At 76.3% G+C, this 16,531-nt stretch carries 18 protein-coding genes and 1 tRNA gene; 10 read left to right on the forward strand and 9 right to left on the reverse strand.

Features of this window, described 5'->3' with window-relative positions:
* The first annotated feature begins 98 nt into the window (after positions 1 to 98).
* The 5 genes from ACI79H_RS03570 to ACI79H_RS03590 all read left to right on the forward strand — a co-directional run bounded on the left by ACI79H_RS03570 (position 99) and on the right by ACI79H_RS03590 (position 4,321).
* Positions 99 to 557, forward strand: coding sequence for a MaoC family dehydratase (locus ACI79H_RS03570; protein ID WP_456552989.1), 459 nt, complete (start codon positions 99 to 101; stop codon positions 555 to 557).
* A complete protein-coding gene (locus ACI79H_RS03575; protein ID WP_456552990.1) occupies positions 557 to 1,141 on the forward strand; it encodes an LOG family protein in 585 nt (194 codons plus the stop codon). Before ACI79H_RS03570 ends, ACI79H_RS03575 begins: the two co-directional genes overlap by 1 nt.
* Before the next feature lie 66 nt (positions 1,142 to 1,207).
* Positions 1,208 to 2,134 (forward strand): alpha/beta fold hydrolase, encoded by a 927-nt coding sequence (locus ACI79H_RS03580; protein WP_456552991.1) that lies wholly within the window; start codon positions 1,208 to 1,210, stop codon positions 2,132 to 2,134.
* Positions 2,135 to 2,161: 27 nt separating this feature from the next.
* A complete protein-coding gene (locus ACI79H_RS03585; protein ID WP_456552992.1) occupies positions 2,162 to 3,277 on the forward strand; it encodes an NAD(P)/FAD-dependent oxidoreductase in 1,116 nt (371 codons plus the stop codon).
* A 150-nt stretch (positions 3,278 to 3,427) separates the two neighbouring features.
* Entirely contained in the window at positions 3,428 to 4,321 is an 894-nt protein-coding gene (locus ACI79H_RS03590) for a PH domain-containing protein (RefSeq protein ID WP_456552993.1), read from the forward strand.
* 6 nt (positions 4,322 to 4,327) lie between these two features.
* On the opposite strand, the gene ACI79H_RS03595 is transcribed toward ACI79H_RS03590, so the two are convergent.
* Genes ACI79H_RS03595 through ACI79H_RS03605 form a run of 3 tightly spaced genes read right to left on the reverse strand, consistent with a single transcriptional unit; the run spans position 4,328 to position 7,058 of the window.
* On the reverse strand, positions 4,328 to 4,975 hold the full coding sequence (locus ACI79H_RS03595; protein WP_456552994.1) for a GerMN domain-containing protein: 648 nt from the start codon (positions 4,973 to 4,975) through the stop codon (positions 4,328 to 4,330).
* Positions 4,972 to 6,345 (reverse strand): sensor histidine kinase, encoded by a 1,374-nt coding sequence (locus tag ACI79H_RS03600; RefSeq protein ID WP_456552995.1) that lies wholly within the window; start codon positions 6,343 to 6,345, stop codon positions 4,972 to 4,974. Before ACI79H_RS03600 ends, ACI79H_RS03595 begins: the two co-directional genes overlap by 4 nt.
* Positions 6,342 to 7,058 (reverse strand): response regulator, encoded by a 717-nt coding sequence (locus ACI79H_RS03605; RefSeq protein ID WP_456552996.1) that lies wholly within the window; start codon positions 7,056 to 7,058, stop codon positions 6,342 to 6,344. The genes ACI79H_RS03600 and ACI79H_RS03605 overlap by 4 nt, the downstream gene beginning before the upstream one ends.
* Positions 7,059 to 7,190: 132 nt before the next feature.
* Here ACI79H_RS03605 and ACI79H_RS03610 point away from each other — a divergent pair, with 132 nt between their 5' ends.
* Positions 7,191 to 7,547 (forward strand): STAS domain-containing protein, encoded by a 357-nt coding sequence (locus ACI79H_RS03610; RefSeq protein WP_456552997.1) that lies wholly within the window; start codon positions 7,191 to 7,193, stop codon positions 7,545 to 7,547.
* Positions 7,547 to 7,807 (forward strand): STAS domain-containing protein, encoded by a 261-nt coding sequence (locus ACI79H_RS03615; protein WP_456553109.1) that lies wholly within the window; start codon positions 7,547 to 7,549, stop codon positions 7,805 to 7,807. The genes ACI79H_RS03610 and ACI79H_RS03615 overlap by 1 nt, the downstream gene beginning before the upstream one ends.
* Positions 7,808 to 7,814: 7 nt before the next feature.
* Here the strand turns inward: ACI79H_RS03615 and ACI79H_RS03620 are convergent, their stop codons facing one another.
* Positions 7,815 to 8,642 (reverse strand): hypothetical protein, encoded by an 828-nt coding sequence (locus ACI79H_RS03620; protein WP_456553110.1) that lies wholly within the window; start codon positions 8,640 to 8,642, stop codon positions 7,815 to 7,817.
* A 328-nt stretch (positions 8,643 to 8,970) separates the two neighbouring features.
* Between ACI79H_RS03620 and ACI79H_RS03625 the strand changes: the two genes are divergently transcribed.
* Positions 8,971 to 9,768 (forward strand): endonuclease/exonuclease/phosphatase family protein, encoded by a 798-nt coding sequence (locus ACI79H_RS03625; protein ID WP_456552998.1) that lies wholly within the window; start codon positions 8,971 to 8,973, stop codon positions 9,766 to 9,768.
* A gap of 21 nt (positions 9,769 to 9,789) precedes the next feature.
* On the opposite strand, the gene ACI79H_RS03630 is transcribed toward ACI79H_RS03625, so the two are convergent.
* The 3 genes from ACI79H_RS03630 to ACI79H_RS03640 all read right to left on the reverse strand — a co-directional run bounded on the left by ACI79H_RS03630 (position 9,790) and on the right by ACI79H_RS03640 (position 11,346).
* Positions 9,790 to 10,248 carry a YdeI/OmpD-associated family protein gene (locus ACI79H_RS03630; protein WP_456552999.1) on the reverse strand — a complete coding sequence of 153 codons (459 nt, stop codon included), beginning with the start codon at positions 10,246 to 10,248 and terminating at the stop codon, positions 9,790 to 9,792.
* Between the two features lie 32 nt (positions 10,249 to 10,280).
* Positions 10,281 to 10,368: transfer RNA gene (locus ACI79H_RS03635), tRNA-Ser, on the reverse strand.
* Between the two features lie 540 nt (positions 10,369 to 10,908).
* The gene (locus tag ACI79H_RS03640; protein ID WP_456553000.1) at positions 10,909 to 11,346 is read right to left on the reverse strand and encodes a hypothetical protein; all 438 of its coding nucleotides are present in this window, start codon (positions 11,344 to 11,346) and stop codon (positions 10,909 to 10,911) included.
* Positions 11,347 to 11,404: 58 nt separating this feature from the next.
* Between ACI79H_RS03640 and ACI79H_RS03645 the strand changes: the two genes are divergently transcribed.
* Entirely contained in the window at positions 11,405 to 12,007 is a 603-nt protein-coding gene (locus ACI79H_RS03645) for a TetR/AcrR family transcriptional regulator (RefSeq protein WP_456553001.1), read from the forward strand.
* Positions 12,008 to 12,089: 82 nt separating this feature from the next.
* Here the strand turns inward: ACI79H_RS03645 and ACI79H_RS03650 are convergent, their stop codons facing one another.
* Both ACI79H_RS03650 and ACI79H_RS03655 read right to left on the reverse strand, forming a co-directional pair.
* Positions 12,090 to 12,452, reverse strand: coding sequence for an alcohol dehydrogenase catalytic domain-containing protein (locus ACI79H_RS03650; protein WP_456553002.1), 363 nt, complete (start codon positions 12,450 to 12,452; stop codon positions 12,090 to 12,092).
* Between the two features lie 33 nt (positions 12,453 to 12,485).
* On the reverse strand, positions 12,486 to 15,134 hold the full coding sequence (locus ACI79H_RS03655) for a putative bifunctional diguanylate cyclase/phosphodiesterase (RefSeq protein ID WP_456553003.1): 2,649 nt from the start codon (positions 15,132 to 15,134) through the stop codon (positions 12,486 to 12,488).
* A gap of 136 nt (positions 15,135 to 15,270) precedes the next feature.
* On the opposite strand from ACI79H_RS03655, the gene ACI79H_RS03660 reads away from it, so the two are divergent.
* Positions 15,271 to 16,494, forward strand: a complete 1,224-nt coding sequence (locus ACI79H_RS03660) for an MFS transporter (RefSeq protein WP_456553004.1) — start codon at positions 15,271 to 15,273, stop codon at positions 16,492 to 16,494.
* Positions 16,495 to 16,531 lie beyond the last annotated feature (37 nt).

The raw sequence follows: 16,531 nt of genomic DNA on the forward strand, positions 1-16,531 counted from the left end.
CCGTGCAGGCTGCCACTGCCGGGCGCTGTCGGGAACCTGCCCGGCGAGCACGTAGGTTCCAGGGGACAACGTCAGCGCGCCCCGACGGAGGACCTCCCATGAGCACCACCACGACCATGTCCGAGCTGCCCGGGCTCGTCGGCAAGGAGCTGGGCACCAGCGAGTGGTACGAGGTCACGCAGGAGCACGTGAACCTCTTCGCCGACGCGACCGGCGACCACCAGTGGATCCACGTCGACCCCGAGCGCGCCACCAAGGAGAGCCCGTTCGGCGGCCCGATCGCCCACGGCTACCTGACGCTGTCGCTGCTGGTCCCGCTGTTCGGCGGCGTCCTGCGCGTCACCGACACGGTCATGGGCGTGAACTACGGCCTCAACAAGGTGCGCTTCCCCTCCCCCGTGCCGGTCGGCTCGAAGGTCCGGCTGACCGCGACGCTGACGGGCATCGAGGACATCGCGGGCGGCAAGCAGCTCACCTTCTCCTGCGTCATCGAGCGCGAGGGCGGGGACAAGCCGGTCTGCATCGCGGAGCCGGTCTACCGCTACTACGGCGGCTGATGCGCGTCGCGGTCTTCACCGGGTCGCACGCCGGCCCGGCCTCGCACGCGGACGCGGCGGCGCGGTTCGCCGCCGACCTCGCGCGGGCCGGCGTCGGCATCGTCTACGGCGGTGGGCACGTCGGGCTGATGGGCGTGGTCGCCGACGCGGCGCTGGCCGCCGGCGGCGAGGTCATCGGCGTGATGCCGCAGCACCTGGTGGACGACGAGGTCGCGCACACGGGCCTGCCCCGGCTCGAGGTCGTGCAGACCATGCACGAGCGCAAGGCCGTGATGGCCGAGCTCTCCGACGCCTTCGTCGCGCTGCCCGGGGCGGCGGGCACGCTCGAGGAGCTGTTCGAGGCCTGGACCTGGGGCATGCTCGGGCTGCACGAGAAGCCGACCGCGCTGGTGGACGTCGACGGTTTCTGGCAGCCGCTGGTCGGCCAGCTCCGCCGCATGGTCGACGACGGCTACCTCGACGCCGCCCGGCTCGACGCGCTCGGGGTGGTCCAGGACGCCGCCGGGCTGCTCGCGTTCGTCGAGGGCTACCGGCACCCGGCCCGGAAGTGGGGGGCGGGCGCACCGCCGCCCGGGGCCCGGTGAACGGCGTCGGAACCGCGGCCGGCCGGCGGTAACCACGCGGCAACACGGGGGTGCTGCACTGGACCGGTGCCCACGACGCCGCTGCCGCGCGAGACCCGCGTGGTGCACGGGCACCGGCGGGCGTTCGTCCGCGCCGGGGAGGGTCCGCCGCTGCTGCTCCTGCACGGCATCGGCAACACCGCGCAGACGTGGGCCGGCGTCGTCGACCGGCTGGCGGGCTCGCACACGGTGATCGCGCCGGACCTGCTCGGCCACGGCTCCTCGGACAAGCCCCGCGGCGACTACTCGGTCGCGGGCTACGCCAACGGGATGCGCGACCTGCTCTCGGTGCTCGACGTCGAGCAGGCCACCGTCGTCGGGCACTCGCTCGGCGGCGGGATCGCGCTGCAGTTCGCCTACCAGTTCCCGGAGCGCTGCGAGCGGCTCGTGCTCGTCGGCAGCGGTGGCCTGGGACCGGAGCTCTCGCTCGGCCTGCGGGCTGCGACCGTGCCCGGCAGCGAGGTGGTGCTCACCGCGCTCACCCACCTGCCGCTACCGGTGCGCAGCGGGCTCCGCGCGCTGGACGCGGTGGGCCGCGCGATCGGCTGGAACCGCGCGCAGGACCTCGCCGAGGCGGGCGAGGCGATGCTCGCGCTCTCCGACGTCGAGGCCCGGCGGGCGTTCCTGCGCACGCTGCGCAGCGTCGTCGACGTCCGCGGCCAGAGCGTCACGGCCGTCGACCGGCTGTACCTCGCCGAGGCCGTCCCGATGCTCGTCATCTGGGGCGACCGCGACCCGATCGTGCCGGTCGCGCACGCGGAGGCGGTGCGCCGGCTGGTGCCGTCGGCGCGGGTCGAGGTGTTCCCCGACGCCGGGCACTGGCCGCACCTGGCCGACCCGGACCGCTTCGCGCAGGTGCTGCTGGAGTTCATCGCCGAGACCCGGCCGGTCGAGCACGACCGCGACGGCTGGCGCGCCCTGCTGGCCGAGCAGCGGGCCCTGGCCGGGCGCTGACCGCCCCGACTGCCTAGCGTCGGGGCCGTGGAGCACTGGGACGTCGTCGTCGTCGGGGCCGGGCCGGCCGGGTCCGCCGCCGCGCTCGCCGCCCGCCGCGCCTGGCCCTCGGCCCGCGTGCTGCTGCTCGACCGCGCGGACTTCCCGCGGGACAAGGTGTGCGGCGACGGCGTCGCCGCCGAGGCGCTCGACGTGCTGGAGCGGCTCGGCGTGGACCCGGCGGCGCTGACCGACGGCTACCCGCCCGTCCCGCGGCTGCGCATGCGGTCCCCCGGCGGTGCGGCCGTAGAGCGGGCGCTGCACCGCCCTGCGCACACGGTGCCCCGGCAGGTGCTCGACGCCCGCATCCTCGGCGCAGCCCTGGCCGGTGGGGCCGAGCTGCGGCGGCACCAGGTGCGCCGGCTGACCGTCCACCCCGACCGCGTCGAGATCGACGGCGCGCTCACCGCCGACGTCGTCGTCGGGGCCGACGGCGCGGAGTCCGTCGTCCGCCGCGCCCTGGGCCTGGCGCCCAACCGGCCCGACCGGATGGCGGTCGCCCTGCGCGGCTACGCACCGGAGCTCCCCGGGCAGCGCGGCGTCCAGGTCATCGCGACGACCGAGCAGCGCTGGCCGGCCTACGCGTGGTCGTTCCCGCTCGGCGACGGCCGGGCCAACGTGGGCTACGGGGAGCTGGTGTCCGGCGGCGCAAGCCGGGCGGCGCTGGTCGAGGGGCTGCACCGGCTGCTTCCCGGCGTCGCGCCGGACGGGCTGCGCGCGCACCGGCTGCCGCTGTCCACCCAGCGGCCGCGCCAGCCCGACGGCCGGGTGCTGCTGGCCGGGGACGCCGCCTCGCTGATCAACCCCCTCACCGGCGAGGGCATCTTCTACGCGGTGCTCTCCGGGGCGCTGGCGGGTGCGGCAGCGGTGGCCGGCGACGACGCGGGCCGGGCCCACCGGCGGGCCCTGCACCGGCGGCTGGGCCGGCACCTGCGGCACTCGTCGGCCGCCTCCCTGCTCAGCCGGTGGCCGCGGATCATGGACGCCGCCTTCCGCGCCGCCGCCGCCGAGCAGCGCGTGTTCGACGACGTCGTCGACCTCGGGCTGGCCGACGGGACGCTGACGCTGCCCACACTCGCCGCCGCCGTCCGCCACCTGCGCTGACCCCGTCCGTTCCGCGAGATCTGCACACTCGGGGTGTTCAGGGCGCTGAAGGCCCCGAGTGTGCAGATCTCGCGGACGGAGGGGGCCCGCGGAGGGCACCGCGCTGGCATCCTGACGCCGCCCCGAGGAGCGACGACAGGAGAACCACCCATGGCCGAGGCCGCCTGGCTGCCCGACCCCGCCGGTGTCCACGAGCTGCGCTACTGGGACGGCGCGCAGTGGACCGAGCACGTCTCCGACTCGGGGACGACGGGTCAGGACCCGCTGCCCGCGCCGCTCCCGCCGCCCGCCGATGCTCCTCCGCTGCCGCCGCCCGGGCCCGGCGCCTCCGCGGCGCCCGCGGGCAAGCTGGGCTGGAAGGACCGTCTCAAGCAGGTCGCCGACCAGGGGAAGGCGCTGGCCGACCAGGGCAAGCAGAAGCTCGCCGAGCAGAACGCCAAGCGGGCCGAGCAGTGGGCCAACGACCCGAGCACCCTCTGGTGGGGCGAGAGCAAGAACGCCGCGACCAGCGCCACCGGCGTCGCCAAGGCCCGGTACCGGATCACCAAGGACCGGGTCTGGATCGAGAGCGGGCTGCTCGGCACCCGCACCGAGAGCGTGCCGCTGTGGGCGGTCAAGGACATGGACGTGCGCCAGGCCGTGTGGCAGCGCGGCAGCGACGTCGGCGACGTCGTCCTCGCCCTGGAGGACCCCACCTACGGCACGAGCTCCGACATGCTGAACCTCGGCGGCAACGTCGAGGGGACGACGACGGGGCAGGTCGTGCTGGACAACGTCGAGGGGCCCTACGCCGTCCTCGACCTGCTCGCCCCGCTGATCAGCGAGGCGCGGGCGAAGAAGACCGTCGAGCGGCAGTCGCAGTACCTGCACGTGAACCCCGGCATGGCCGCCTTCGGCGCCCCGCAGGCGCCCCCCGCGACGCCGGCCGCCGAGCCCGCGCCCGACCTGGCCGACCAGCTGCGCAAGCTGGCCACCCTGCGCGACGAGGGCATCCTCACCGACGAGGAGTTCAGCGCCCAGAAGGCCCGGCTGCTCGGCGCCTGACCGGGCTCAGGACGGCGGTGCCGGGACGACCTCGGGCGAGGGGGTGGCGGGCACCGACTCGGGCGTGGGCGTCGCGAAGGTCGCGTAGTCCTGCGCGGTCAGCGGGCGCGCGGTGAGCTCGCCCGAGGGCAGCGGCGCCTCGATCGGCTCGCCGGCGAGCTCCAGCAGCACCGCCCGCACGCCCGGGACGCTGGTCGCGGTGAGCACGACCTGCGCGACGGCCCGGCGGGTGGCGCTCACGGCGGGCACCTGGCCCAGCGCGTCGACGTCGATGGTGGCGGTGCCGTCCTCCAGCGCGGTCACCCGGAGCCGCACCTCGGGCGGCAGCGCGGAGTCCAGCTGCTCGTCCCGCTCCTCGGTGCGCGGTCCCGCCGCCAGCTGCCCGAGCAGCGAGGCCAGGCGCTCCCGGCGGGTGGACCCGCTGACCTCGCGGGTGCGCGGCACCAGCGTGTCCTCGGCCGAGATCCAGTGCACCCGCGAGGTGTCGGCCACCGTGTCGGGGGCGGCGGAGGGGGCCGTCGTCGGGCTCGGCTCGGCCAGCCCGTAGGGGACGTCGGACGGGGCGATGGTGGAGGGATCCCCACCCGTCGGCACCCCGCAGCCGGCCAGGACGACCGCCAGGGCGACCGCGGCCCAGCCCGCACGCCCGCTCACGACGCGGCCCTCGGCAGCGACAGGCTGAATCGCGCGCCGCCGCCCGGTGCGTCGGCCACCCAGGCCGCTCCGCCGTGCCGCGCCGCGGTCTCGGCGACGATCGCCAGGCCCAGCCCGGCTCCGGGCAGCGACCGGCGGGCCGCTCCCGCGCCGCGGGCGAAGCGCTCGAAGACCCGTTCGCGGTCCTCCACCGGCACGCCGGGCCCGGCGTCCTCGACGGCGAGGACGACGGTGTCGCCACGCCGCTGGACGGTGACCCGCCGGGCACCGCCCGCGTGCCGGTCGGCGTTGTCGATCAGGTTGCGCACGGCGCGCTCCAGGCTGGTCTTGGTGCCGAGCACGGTGGTCTCCTCGTCGGCATCGGCGGCGAGCAGCTCGGCCGGCCGGCCGGTCACGGCGAGCACCTCCCGGGCCAGCGCGGTCATCGACACCGGCTGCCGGGCGTCGCCGTCCGCGTCGCCGTCCAGGCGGGCCAGCTGCAGCAGGTCGTCGAGCATCCGGCGGAACCGGCCCAGCTCGCCCTCGACCAGGGCCAGCGCCTGCCCGGCCCGGGGCGAGAGCTCCTCGCGGCGCGCGCCGAGCACCTCGACGCTGGTCACCAGGCTGGTCAGCGGGCTGCGCAGCTCGTGGCTGACGTCGCCCACGAACCGGGCATCGCGCTCGATGCGCGCGGCCAGCGCGTCGACCATGCTGTTGAAGCCCGCGACGATGGCCACCAGGTCGGGGTCGTCGGTCGGCGCCAGCCGGGTGGTCAGCTCGCCGCCGGCGATGCGGGTGGCCGCCCCCGCCACCTGCTCCAGCGGCTGCACGGCGCGCCGCCCGGCCCACACGCCGAAGGCCGCACCCACCGCGGTCGCCCCCACCGCGGCCGCCGCGAGCACCACCGACAGCGTGGTGAGCACCTGCCGCAGCTCGGTCAGCGGCGCGACCTCGAAGTAGTCGACGCCCGACGAGCGCAGCGGGACCCCGACCATCAGCGCCGGGCCGTCGGCGGTGTCGATCCGCGCGGTGCCCGCCGCTCCGCCGGTGACGATCTCCTGCAGCGCCGCGGGGACGTCCCGCGCCCCGACGTCCAGGCTCGAGGAGTACCAGGACCCACCGCTGCGGATGACGACGTCGGCGCCGCCGGAGGGCACCAGCTCGGTGAGCAGGTCGCCGACGTCGGAGCCGGCGGTGGCCAGCCGGCTGTTGAAGACGTTGGCGTCGGCGAAGGCCTGCCGGGTGAGCGAGGCCTCCCGCTGGTCGAGCAGATAGCTGCGGGACAGCAGGAAGGTGGCGCTGACCAGGACGACCGACACCAGCAGGGTGACCGCCGCGAACCCGAGGACGATGCGCGCCCGGAGCCCGCGCGGCCCGAGCGCCACGTTCACCGGGGGTCCAGCCGGTAGCCCAGCCCCCGCACCGTCACCACCAGCCGCGGCGCGCTCGGGTCGGTCTCCACCTTGGTCCGCAGCCGGCGGACGTGGACGTCGACGATCCGCTCGTCGCCGAAGAAGCCGTGCTCCCACACCCGCTCGAGCAGGGCCTGCCGGCTGAAGACCCGGCCCGGCGACCCGGCCAGCTCGCACAGCAGCCGGAACTCCGTCAGCGTCAGCGGCAGCTGCTCCTCACCGCGGTGCACGGTGCCGCGGGCCTCGTTGAGCACCAGCGGCGCCTCGGGGTCGGCGTCGAGCACGACCGCGTCCGGCGGCCGCTCGGCGGCGCCCGCGCCGCCGGCCCGCCGGCGCAGGGCCCGCAGCCGCGCGGTGATCTCCTTGACCTCGAACGGTTTCGTCACGTAGTCGTCGGCGCCGGCCTCCAGGGCCGCAACGATGTCGTGGGTGTCAGCGCGGGCGCTCACCACGATGATCGGCAGGTCGTGGTCGCGCCGGACCTCGCGGATCACCGCGTAGCCGTCCATCGACCCCAGCATGAGGTCCACGACCATCAGGTCCGGCGGCGAGACGGCGACCGCGCGGACCGCGTCCTCCCCGGACGCCGCCTCGGCGACGTCGTAGCCCTCGTCCTCGAGCGCCCACCGGAGCGCCGTGCGGATCGAGTCGTCGTCCTCGACGACCAGGAGACGCAGCGGCACGCCCGCCATGCTGCCACCGCGGCGCGGGCACCCGCCCGCACCGGCGGTTCCGTCACGTGATCGCAAAGGAGCGCCCCGGGAGATCGCAACCTCACCGGCCCAGGCTGGGGCCATCACCCGAGCCGACCCAGGAGCCGCCGCATGACCAGCACCGCCGCCGTCCGCGCCGCCGCCGCGAGCCGGGTCGACGCGACCGGGGAGGAGGTCACCATCCAGTTGGACGACTCGCTGTTCGCCGACGGGCTGGCCGACGTCCGCTGGCTGCTGCACGACGCGCTGCTCGCCGGCGCCCGCCTCCTGGTCGTGGACCTGACCCGGGTGCAGTCGCTGTCGAGCACCGCGGTGGCCAGCTTCCTGTGGGCGCACCGCATCTGCCGGGCCCGCGGCGGCACCGTCGTCCTGCGCGGCGCCAACCGGCGCACCCTCGACCTGCTCCGCCGCACCGGGCTGTGGCGGGTCCTCAGCCTGGAGGCTCCGAGCGGCCGGAGCGCCGCGTGATGCTGTCCGAGACCGTCGACCTCCGCATCGGGGTCATCCGGGCCAGCGGGCACCTCACCGTCCAGGGCGCGGACCTGCTGCGCGGCACCGCCGACTCGCTGCGCGGGAGCGGGCACCGCTGCGTCGTCGTCGACCTGGCGGGCGTGCAGGGCGCCGACGTCGGCGGGCTCGCCGTGCTGCACCGGCTGCGGGCCGAGTTCGCCGAGGCCGGCGGGGAGCTCGTGCTGCAGGACCTCGGCCGGCTCGACGACACCGCCTAGCGCCCCCTCACCGCAGCGCCGTCACCAGGGCGCACCGGGTGGCACCGGCCGGCTCGACGACGAACCCGAGCTGCTCCAGGACGTCGAGGATGGTGGCGTTCATCAGCCGCTGCACGGCCTCGTCGGCGGTGGCGCCGCGCGAGTGCTGCAGGCTCATCCGGTCGTGCGGGCGCCAGCTGACCAGCAGCCCGCCGGCCTCCTGGTCGGGGACGAGGGTCACCCCGCCGCCGGTCTGCCCGGCACCGCCGTCGTGCAGCGGCAGCCCCGCCTCGACCAGCGCGGCGGCCACCTCGACGACGAGGGTGGTCAGCGGGTCGGTGTCGGTGAGCAGGTCGTCCCACTCGGCGGGCAGCCGGTCGAGGTGCCGGCCCAGCTCCCCCAGCCAGGCGCGCTCCTCGGGCGAGGGCTTGGGCTTGACGGTGCCGTCGGTGCGGCGCGTGCCGAAGACCGAGACGGCGGAGAGCTCGTCGGCGAAGGCGGCCCAGTCCGCGTCGAGCCGGTCGCCGAACGGCCCGGCCAGCACCTGCGCGGACTCGCCCACCAGCCACCAGGAGGGCCCGCCCTCGGCCACCGCGGCCGGTGCCGGGCGGACGGCGACGCTGCCCTGCGACCCCGCGGGCGCGACGGCGGCCGGCGCCTCGGCCGCGCGGCCGGGCGCGCGGCGTCCGGCCGGGTGGTTGGCCGAGCGCGGCGTGGCGGCCTTCTGCGGCTGCCGGGCGCCGTTGCGCTCGAACTCGTAGCGAGCCGTGGAGCTGGCCCCGAGGACCACCACCACCCCGATGAACACCAGGAAGCCCAGCACCACAACTGCCGGCCACACCAGCGTCGCGCCCATGGTCACGCGGGTACTCCTCAGCGGCTACGCCGCGGCGGGGAAGTACCGCGGACAGGGCAGACGCTAGGGCTCTGCGACCTCCGCACCGGCGGTCGCGGACACCCGTGTGACCGGCCCGTCACCGGATCGTTGCGGAGGCCCCGCGGGCGGGTCGGTGACCCCTCCCCCGGCCCGGCGTCTTGTCGACAAACCGGCGCCTGACCAGCGTGAAAAGCCTGGTGGAGGGGGTCGGTGACGTCCGGGGGGGTCCCGCGCAGGGCGTGTCGCAGCTCGCACGCCGTCGGGTGCGGCGGGGTGCCGGTTGCACCGCCGCCCTACCGTCATGCCGGTGGAGAGGCTGCGGATCGGGACCCTGAACCTGGCCTCCGGCCGGGACGGCGGCGGCCGCTCGGTCGACGCCGCGGCGCTGCGGCTCGCTGCCGCCGAGGTGGACGCCGACGTCCTCGCCCTGCAGGAGGTCGACGCCTGCCAGCCCCGCTCGCACCTCGTCGACCAGGCGGCCGAGGTGGCCACCGCGCTCGGCGCCAGCGACTGGCGGTTCGCAGCCGCCGTGGCCGGCACGCCCGACCCCTTCCGCAGCTGGGCCCCGGTCGACCCGCCGGTGCTGCGCGGGCCGGGCGAGCCACCGGCCCGGCCCCGCTACGGGATCGCGCTCGTCAGCAGAGCGCCGGTGCGACGCTGGTCCGTGCTCTCGCTGGGTGCCGGGCGGTCGAAGCTGCCGCTGCAGGCACCCGACCCGCGGACCGGGCAGAACCGCTGGTGGTGGTTCCCCGACGAGCCCCGGCTGGCGATCGTGGCCGAGCTCGAGCACTGCACCGTGGTCTGCACCCACCTCTCCTTCGCCCCGCACACTGCGCTGCGCCAGCTCGTCCGGCTGCGCCGCTGGTGCGCCCGGTTGCCGGGACCCGTCGTGCTGGCCGGTGACCTCAACCTGGCCGGGCCGGTGCCGGCGCGGGTCTTCGGCGCCACGCGGCTGGTGAGCGGACCCACCTACCCGGCTGCCGCGCCGCGCCTGCAGTTCGACCACGTGCTCGGCCCCGCCGGCCTGGACCCGCAGCGGCCCGAGGTGCGCCGGCTGGCGCTCGGCGACCACCGGCTGGTCACGGTGACGGTGCGTCCCCGATGAGGGCCGGGCCGGGACCCGGGGTCATCCCGGCGGCAGCGACCGCACGAGCGCCTCGATGCGGGCCCTTCGCGTGCTCACGCGGGCGGCGTCCTCGACCGGCTGCAGAGCTCTGCGTCGTTCCGCCGGTCGGCGGCGCAGGAACGCACCGAGGACGCCGGCCTCCTCGAGCGCGCTGCGCACGTCGTCGGGCAGGGGGACGTGGTCCGGGTCGGCCGGCTTCAAGCGGCAGGTGACGACGTCGCCGGCCCGGGCGTCCAGGCGCCGTTGGAGCGCGGCTCCGACGTAGCAGAACGGGCGCAGCGCGACGTCGGCGCGGTTGACCCCCAGGTTGACCTCCACGCCGTCGAGGGTGCCCTCGACGCGGCGCGTGGCGGCCCTGCTGATCGCGTCCTCGAGGCTGTCGTCCAGGTAGAGCACGGTGTAGGTGCTGCGTCCCCACGGCAGCACTTCGAGGGGCGCATCGAATTCGACGGTCTCCACCACGTCCCTCCCGCACTGCCCGTCGGCGCGCGCGGAGGGCGTGGGATTCGAACCCACGAAGAGGGATTACCTCTTAGCGGTTTTCAAGACCGCCGCCATCGGCCACTAGGCGAGCCCTCCTCCGAGCTCCTGGCTGCGACTGTGCACGCGGACAGGAGATCGGCAGTGCCGACGGTAGCAACGCCAGCCACGCCACAGCCACGGGGCGACGAAGACCCCCCATCGGTCCCCACTGTTCGGCGCGGGTTCTCCACCGCTCCCCACGGGCGACTGCGCAACGCGCCTCACTCCCGACGGTCCCCCGCCGTGACGACCAACCGCGGCGCCCAGACGCCCGGCTCGCGCCACGGACGCCGAGATCCGCGACCGCAGCCAGTGGTCGTGGCTGGTCCGGCGCGACGTGCTGAACCCCAGGTGGAGCACCTGCAGGCGGTAGCGCCCTGCTCACCGTGCCCCTGCTGCCGACCCCGGGCCTCGACGCCGGCGGCTTGCGCGGCCGGCGCCTCGACCGCTCGATCCGTCTGGGTCACATCCGCCCCGAGCAGACCGTGGTCGTCGACGCGTGCCGGGCGCCGAATCCGAGCATTGCTGCTCGGCGGCCGCGATGGCGCGTCCGCCCAGCCACTCCAGGCCGGCGGCGGCCCCGTCGGCCGCCCTTGATCAGGACGTCGACCGGGACCGCCCCTCGTCGACACGGCGGGAGGGCTTTCTTCCCCGCTCGCCGAGCAGGACCAGGAGCAGGGGTGCCACCGCGACCGCGTCGGCCCGGGCGACCCGTCGCAGCTCGGCGGTCGGCTCGCCCGTCGCGGCGAGGGCGAGGAAGGACACCTTGCTGACGGCCGCGGCCGCGATCGCCGGCGTGCGCAACGCGGGGAACCGGGCGGCGGCGGTGAGCCACCCGCCGACGAGCCCGAGCAGGACGGCGCGGTGCCGCAGCAGCAGCTCCGCAGCCGCGGAGTCCGGGGTGACCCCGTAGGCCTGGGGGATCCGCCCCGGCTGGACGGCCAGGACGGCGGGAGCCAGGTTCAGCGCCCCGACCGCTGCCAGCAATGCGGCGGACACGCGCTCCGGCACGAGGAAAGGGCCGGTGCGGGACATCGCGACTCCTAAGCTGATCACTTGCGTACAAGGAGCACGTAACTTACGGACAGGCTGCATGGAACACAAGAGACGGACCCAGGTGGAGCGCTCGCGAGCCAGCCGGGAGGCCCTCGTCGTCGCCGGCCGGAGGCTCTTCGGCGCCCGGGGCTATGGGGCGGTGGGCACCGGCGAGATCGTCGCGGCGGCGGGTCTCACCCGCGGCGCGCTGTACCACCAGTTCGCGGACAAGACGGCGCTGTTCGTCGCCGTCCTGGAGCGGACCGAGGAGGAGATCACCGCACACGTCGGCCAGGTGCTCGAGCACCTCACCGAGGCCGACCCGCTCCACTCTCTCGTCGCGGGCGCGGAGGCCTGGCTCGACGCCTGCGCCGCCCCGGACGTCCAGCGCATCGTCCTGGTGGACGGACCGGCGGTGCTCGGCTGGGAGCGGTGGCGGGCGATCGGCCGCCACCACGGTCTCGGCCTCACCGTCGCCGCCCTCGAGCAGGCCATGGCCGCGGGCGCCATCACCCCGCAGCCCGTGCCTCCCCTGGCCCACGTCCTCGTGGGCGCCCTGGACGAGGCAGCGATGTTCGTGGCCCGCGCCGACGACCCCACCGAGGCCCGTGCGGACGTGGGCCGCGTGCTGCGCCGCCTGGTGCGATCGCTGGCTGCCTGAGCTGGTTCGGCTGCTCCGGTCAGGGAACGGGGTCGGTGCTCCCCGGCCGCGGCTTCGCCTCGTCGCCCGTCAGGCCACCTCGTCACCCCTGGGCCGCGCCTCGTCGCCGGCACCCTCGACGTCCTCCGGCACCGCCGGCAACGCGCCTACCGCCGCCGCCGCTCGTGACACCACGACCGCCCATCCCGTGCACCCGGTCGCCGACCGCGAACCGCACGGCGCCGGGGCCGACCTCGACGACCTCGCCCGCGACGCTGTTCCCCGGCGTGAACGGCACGGGCACCGGGACCTGGTACCTCCCGGTCGCTATCAGGGTGTCCACGAAGTCGACCGAGGCCGCCGCGACCCGGACGACGACCTGGCCCGGGCCCGCGACCGGGTCGGCGACGTCCTCGACCTGCACGTCCAGCGTCCCGGTGACGGCGTGGCAGACCAGTGCTCGCACCCGGCGCACTGTAGCGAGGCCGCCGGGGACGCCTCAGGAGACCGGGGCGAGCGCCGCGCGCCACGCGGCCGCCGCGGCCTCGGGCGGCAGCGGGCGGGACAGCAGGTAGCCCTGCGCGAAGTCGCACTGCTGGTCGAGCAGCCACTGCAGCTGCGCCTCGTCCTCGACGCCCTCCGCGATCACGGTCAGCCCGAAGGTGTGCGCGGCGCGGATCATCAGCGCGACCAGCTCGGCGTGCCCGGAGTCTGCGGCTGCGACGAAGCTGCGGTCGATCTTGAGCGTGTCCACCGGCATCCCGGAGAGCTGGCCGATCGAGGTGTAGCCGGTGCCGAAGTCGTCGATCGCCACGGCGACGCCCAGTTCCCGCAGCGAGACCAGGTGCGCGAAGGCCGCCGGCTCGCTGACCAGCACCGTCTCGGTGACCTCGACGACGAGCAGGTCCGCCGGCAGGCCGGAGGCCGACAGCGCGTCGGCGACGTCCTGGACGACGCGCGGATCGGCGAGGTGGCGGCCGGAGACGTTGACCGCGACGGTCAGCTCACCGGCCGCCGGGTCCTGCGCGCGCCACTCCGCGAGCTGGCGGGTGGCCTCGTGCAGCACCCAGCGGTCGAGGTCGCAGACCAGCTTGCTGCTCTCGGCGACCGGGACGAACTCGTTGGGCGGCACCATGCCCACGCCGGGGCGGTCCCAGCGGACCAGGGCCTCGTAGCCCTCGAGCCGGCCCGAGGCCAGACCGACGACCGGCTGGTAGTGCACCTGCAGCTCGTCCGCGGCCAGCGCGGCGGTCAGCGCCGTCTCCAGCTCGGTGTGGGCGGCGAGCTGGGCGCGCAGCGCATCGTCGAACAGCTCGGCGCGCCCGCGCCCGGTCGCCTTGGCGCGGTAGGCCGCGGCGTCGGCCTCGGCGAAGAGGGCGTCGGCGTCGACGCCGGCGTCCTGGGCGACCGCGATGCCCACGCTCGCGCCCACCCGCAGCTCCTGGCCGTCGACGGGCAGCGGCGCGCTGACCCCTTCGATCAGGCGGTCGGCCAGGTCGACCAGCTCGCGCTCGTCGGCGACCTGCTCGACGAGGACGACGAACTCGTCGCCGCCCAGCCGGCAGACGACGTCCCCGGTGCGCACGGCGGCGCGCAGCCGGACGGCGACGGCGCGCAGGACGGTGTCGCCCGTCGCGTGCCCGTGCCGGTCGTTGATCGCCTTGAAGCCGTCGAGGTCGACGAAGAGCAGCCCCGTCGTGGCGCCCGACCGGCGGCCGCGGTGCAGGGCCGCGACGGTGAGCTCCCGGGCCTGCGTGCGGTTGGGCAGGTCGGTGAGGGAGTCGTGCGCCGCCTGGTGGGCCAGCGCCGACTGCAGCTGCTCGCGCTCGCGGACCGAGGCGACCAGCTGCTCCACCGAGGCGTGCAGCAGCGCGCCCAGCGGACCGGGCAGCGGCTCGGCGAGCACGGGGGCGGAGAGGTCGCCGCGGGTCACGGCGCCGGCCTGGTCCTGGATGCGGCGCAGTCCGGCCACCGTCGTCGCCAGGGCCGCGGAGACGGTGCGCGCCTCGCGCGGGCCGGTGCGCGTGATCTCGACCAGCTGGCCGTGGCTGATCCGCTCGGCCTGGTGGGCGAGCCGCCCGAGCGCCCGCGAGACGCTGCGCCCGACCAGCACCGCGCCGCCGACGGAGGCGAGCACGAGCGCGACGGCGATCGCGAGCAGGAGGTTGCGCCGGTCGGTGGCCGCCTGGCGGTCCCCGGTGGAGAGCTGCTGGGCGTCCTGCGCGGCGCTGCTCAGCAGCTCGGTGAGCAGTGCGTCGCGGGCGCCCGCGGCCTGGACCAGCGAGACCAGCTCCGGCACGGAGAGGGGCGTCGAGACCCCGCCGGCGTGCGCCGCCAGCAGGCCGTCGACGGTGGCCATCTCCGGAGCGGCGGCGACCGCCTGCCACTGCTCGGCCAGCGCGTCCTGCGAGAGCTCCGCCATGTCCTCGGTGACGTGCTCGTAGGTCGCCCAGCTCGACCGCCAGTCGACGCCGTCCACCTCCTCGATGCCGACCAGCTGCGAGCCGATGAACTCGGGCACCAGCCGGCTGGCCACGGTGGCGACGTCCGCCACCCGCTGCACGTCCTGGGTCGCCGCCGTCGTGGCCACGGGCGCCTGCTCCGCGGCGGCCGCCCGTGCGGCCTGCGCCTGCGCGGTGGCCAGGTCCTCGGCCAGGCCGAGGAAGTCGCCGTAGAGCACGGCGGGGTCACCACCGCCGGCGTCGGCGGCGGCGCGGATCCACGCGAGGCGCCGCAGCGCGGCCCCCGCCCCGGCCGCGGCGATGGACCCCGGCCCGATCGCGTCGAACGCCTCGTCGGTCGCGGCCCGGGTCGTCCGCTGGAGCTGCAGCGTCGGCTCCCGCAGGTCGGCCACGACCTCCGGCGTGGCGCCGTCGATGGCGGCGCCGACCGGGCTGTCGAGGATCACCAGGGTCAGGGTGGGCACGATCTCGCGGACCACGGCGCTGCGCGCGGCGTGCAACGACGCCAGAGCGCCAACCGCCGCCTCCGAGCGCGCCGCGCTCTCGGCCTCGCGCACCGCGATGCGGACGATCGAGCCGGTGAGCGCCGCGACGCCGAGCAGCGGCACGAGCACGAGGGCCGTCAGGTACAGCCACAGCGGCGTGCCACGCCGCGCGCCTGCCCGGGGAGCGCCCTTTCTCCGCATGGACCCTCCGTCGGCGCGCGCCCGCCGCTCCTTGAGCGCCCGGCTCCCCCTCCCGGGGGAGGGCGGCGGCACGCGACGTTTCGGGGGGCGCCGACAATGGCTGCCGCCGCGCGCCGCGCGGCGGGACGGAGGACTCGTGGCGCAGCAGGCCCCGGCGGACGCCGGCTCGGTGGGGACGGCGACGCGCTGGTGGTGGGTCGCCGCGCCGGCCGTCGCCCTGGTGCTGGTGGCGCTGTGCCTGCGGGCGCCGTTCGCCGCGGTCGGGCCGCTGCTCGGCCAGCTGGGCGACGAGCTGGGGCTGAGCACCGGGTCGCTGGCCGTCGTCACCGCGCTGCCGCTGGTCTGCTTCGGGCTGGTCTCGCCGTTCGCGCCCGCGCTGGCCGCCCGCTTCGGCGTGCACGGCGCCGTCCTGGTCGGGGTGGTGCTCATCGCGGTCGGCGTGCTGCTGCGCGTGGCCGGGGCGCCGGGGCTGTTCGCCGGCACCGTGCTGCTCAGCGGGGGGATCGCCGTCGGCAACGTGCTGCTGCCCGCGGCCGCCCGCGCCGACTACGGCGCGCGGGCGGCCGTCGCTCTGGGGCTCATCACCGCGTCCATGTCCGGGTCGGCCGCCATCGGCGCGGGCCTGGCCCGGCCGATGGCGGAGGCTGCCAGCAGCGCGGAGGGCGGCCTGCTGCTGTGGAGCGCGCCGGTCCTGCTGGCGCTGCTGGCGATGGCCGCGCTCGCCCGGGCCCGCCGCGGGGTGCCCCGGCCCGCCGCGGCTCCCGCCGGGGCCCGCACCGCGATCCTGCGCGACCGCGTCGCCCTCGCGGTCACCCTCTACTTCGGGTTCCAGTCGCTGTCCTTCTACGCGATGCTCACCTGGCTCGCCGACGTCCTGGAGGCCGAGTCCGGCGTCTCCCCGGTCGCCGCCGGTGGGCTGCTCGCCGTCGCCACCGGGCTGGCGGTGCCCCTGGCGCTGGTCGTCCCCGGGCTGGCCGGCCGGCGGCCCGGCCAGCAGGGGTGGGTGCTGCTCGGGGCGCTGCCGGCGGTCGCGGCGATCATCGGGTTGATGGTGGCGCCCGGGTCGGCCCCCCTGCTGTGGGCGACGCTCTACGGCGTCGGCAGCGGCATCGCCTTCCCGCTGTCGATGATGCTGATCGTCGCCCGCAGCCGCGACGTCGCCCAGACCGGCCGGCTCTCGGCCACCGCGCAGAGCGTCGGCTACCTGCTCGCCGCGACCGGCCCGCTCGGCGTGGGGCTGCTGCACGACGCCACCGGCACCTGGGAGCCCGGCCTCGCGCTCATGCTCACCGCCGTCGTCCTGCAGCTGGTCGTCGGCCTCGCCGCGGCCCGCCCCCGCCTGCTCTCCCCCGCCGCCTGACCCTGCACTTTCGCGGAAAGGCTGGCTGCTTCTCCGC

This window comes from Blastococcus sp. SYSU D01042 (assembly GCF_054050515.1).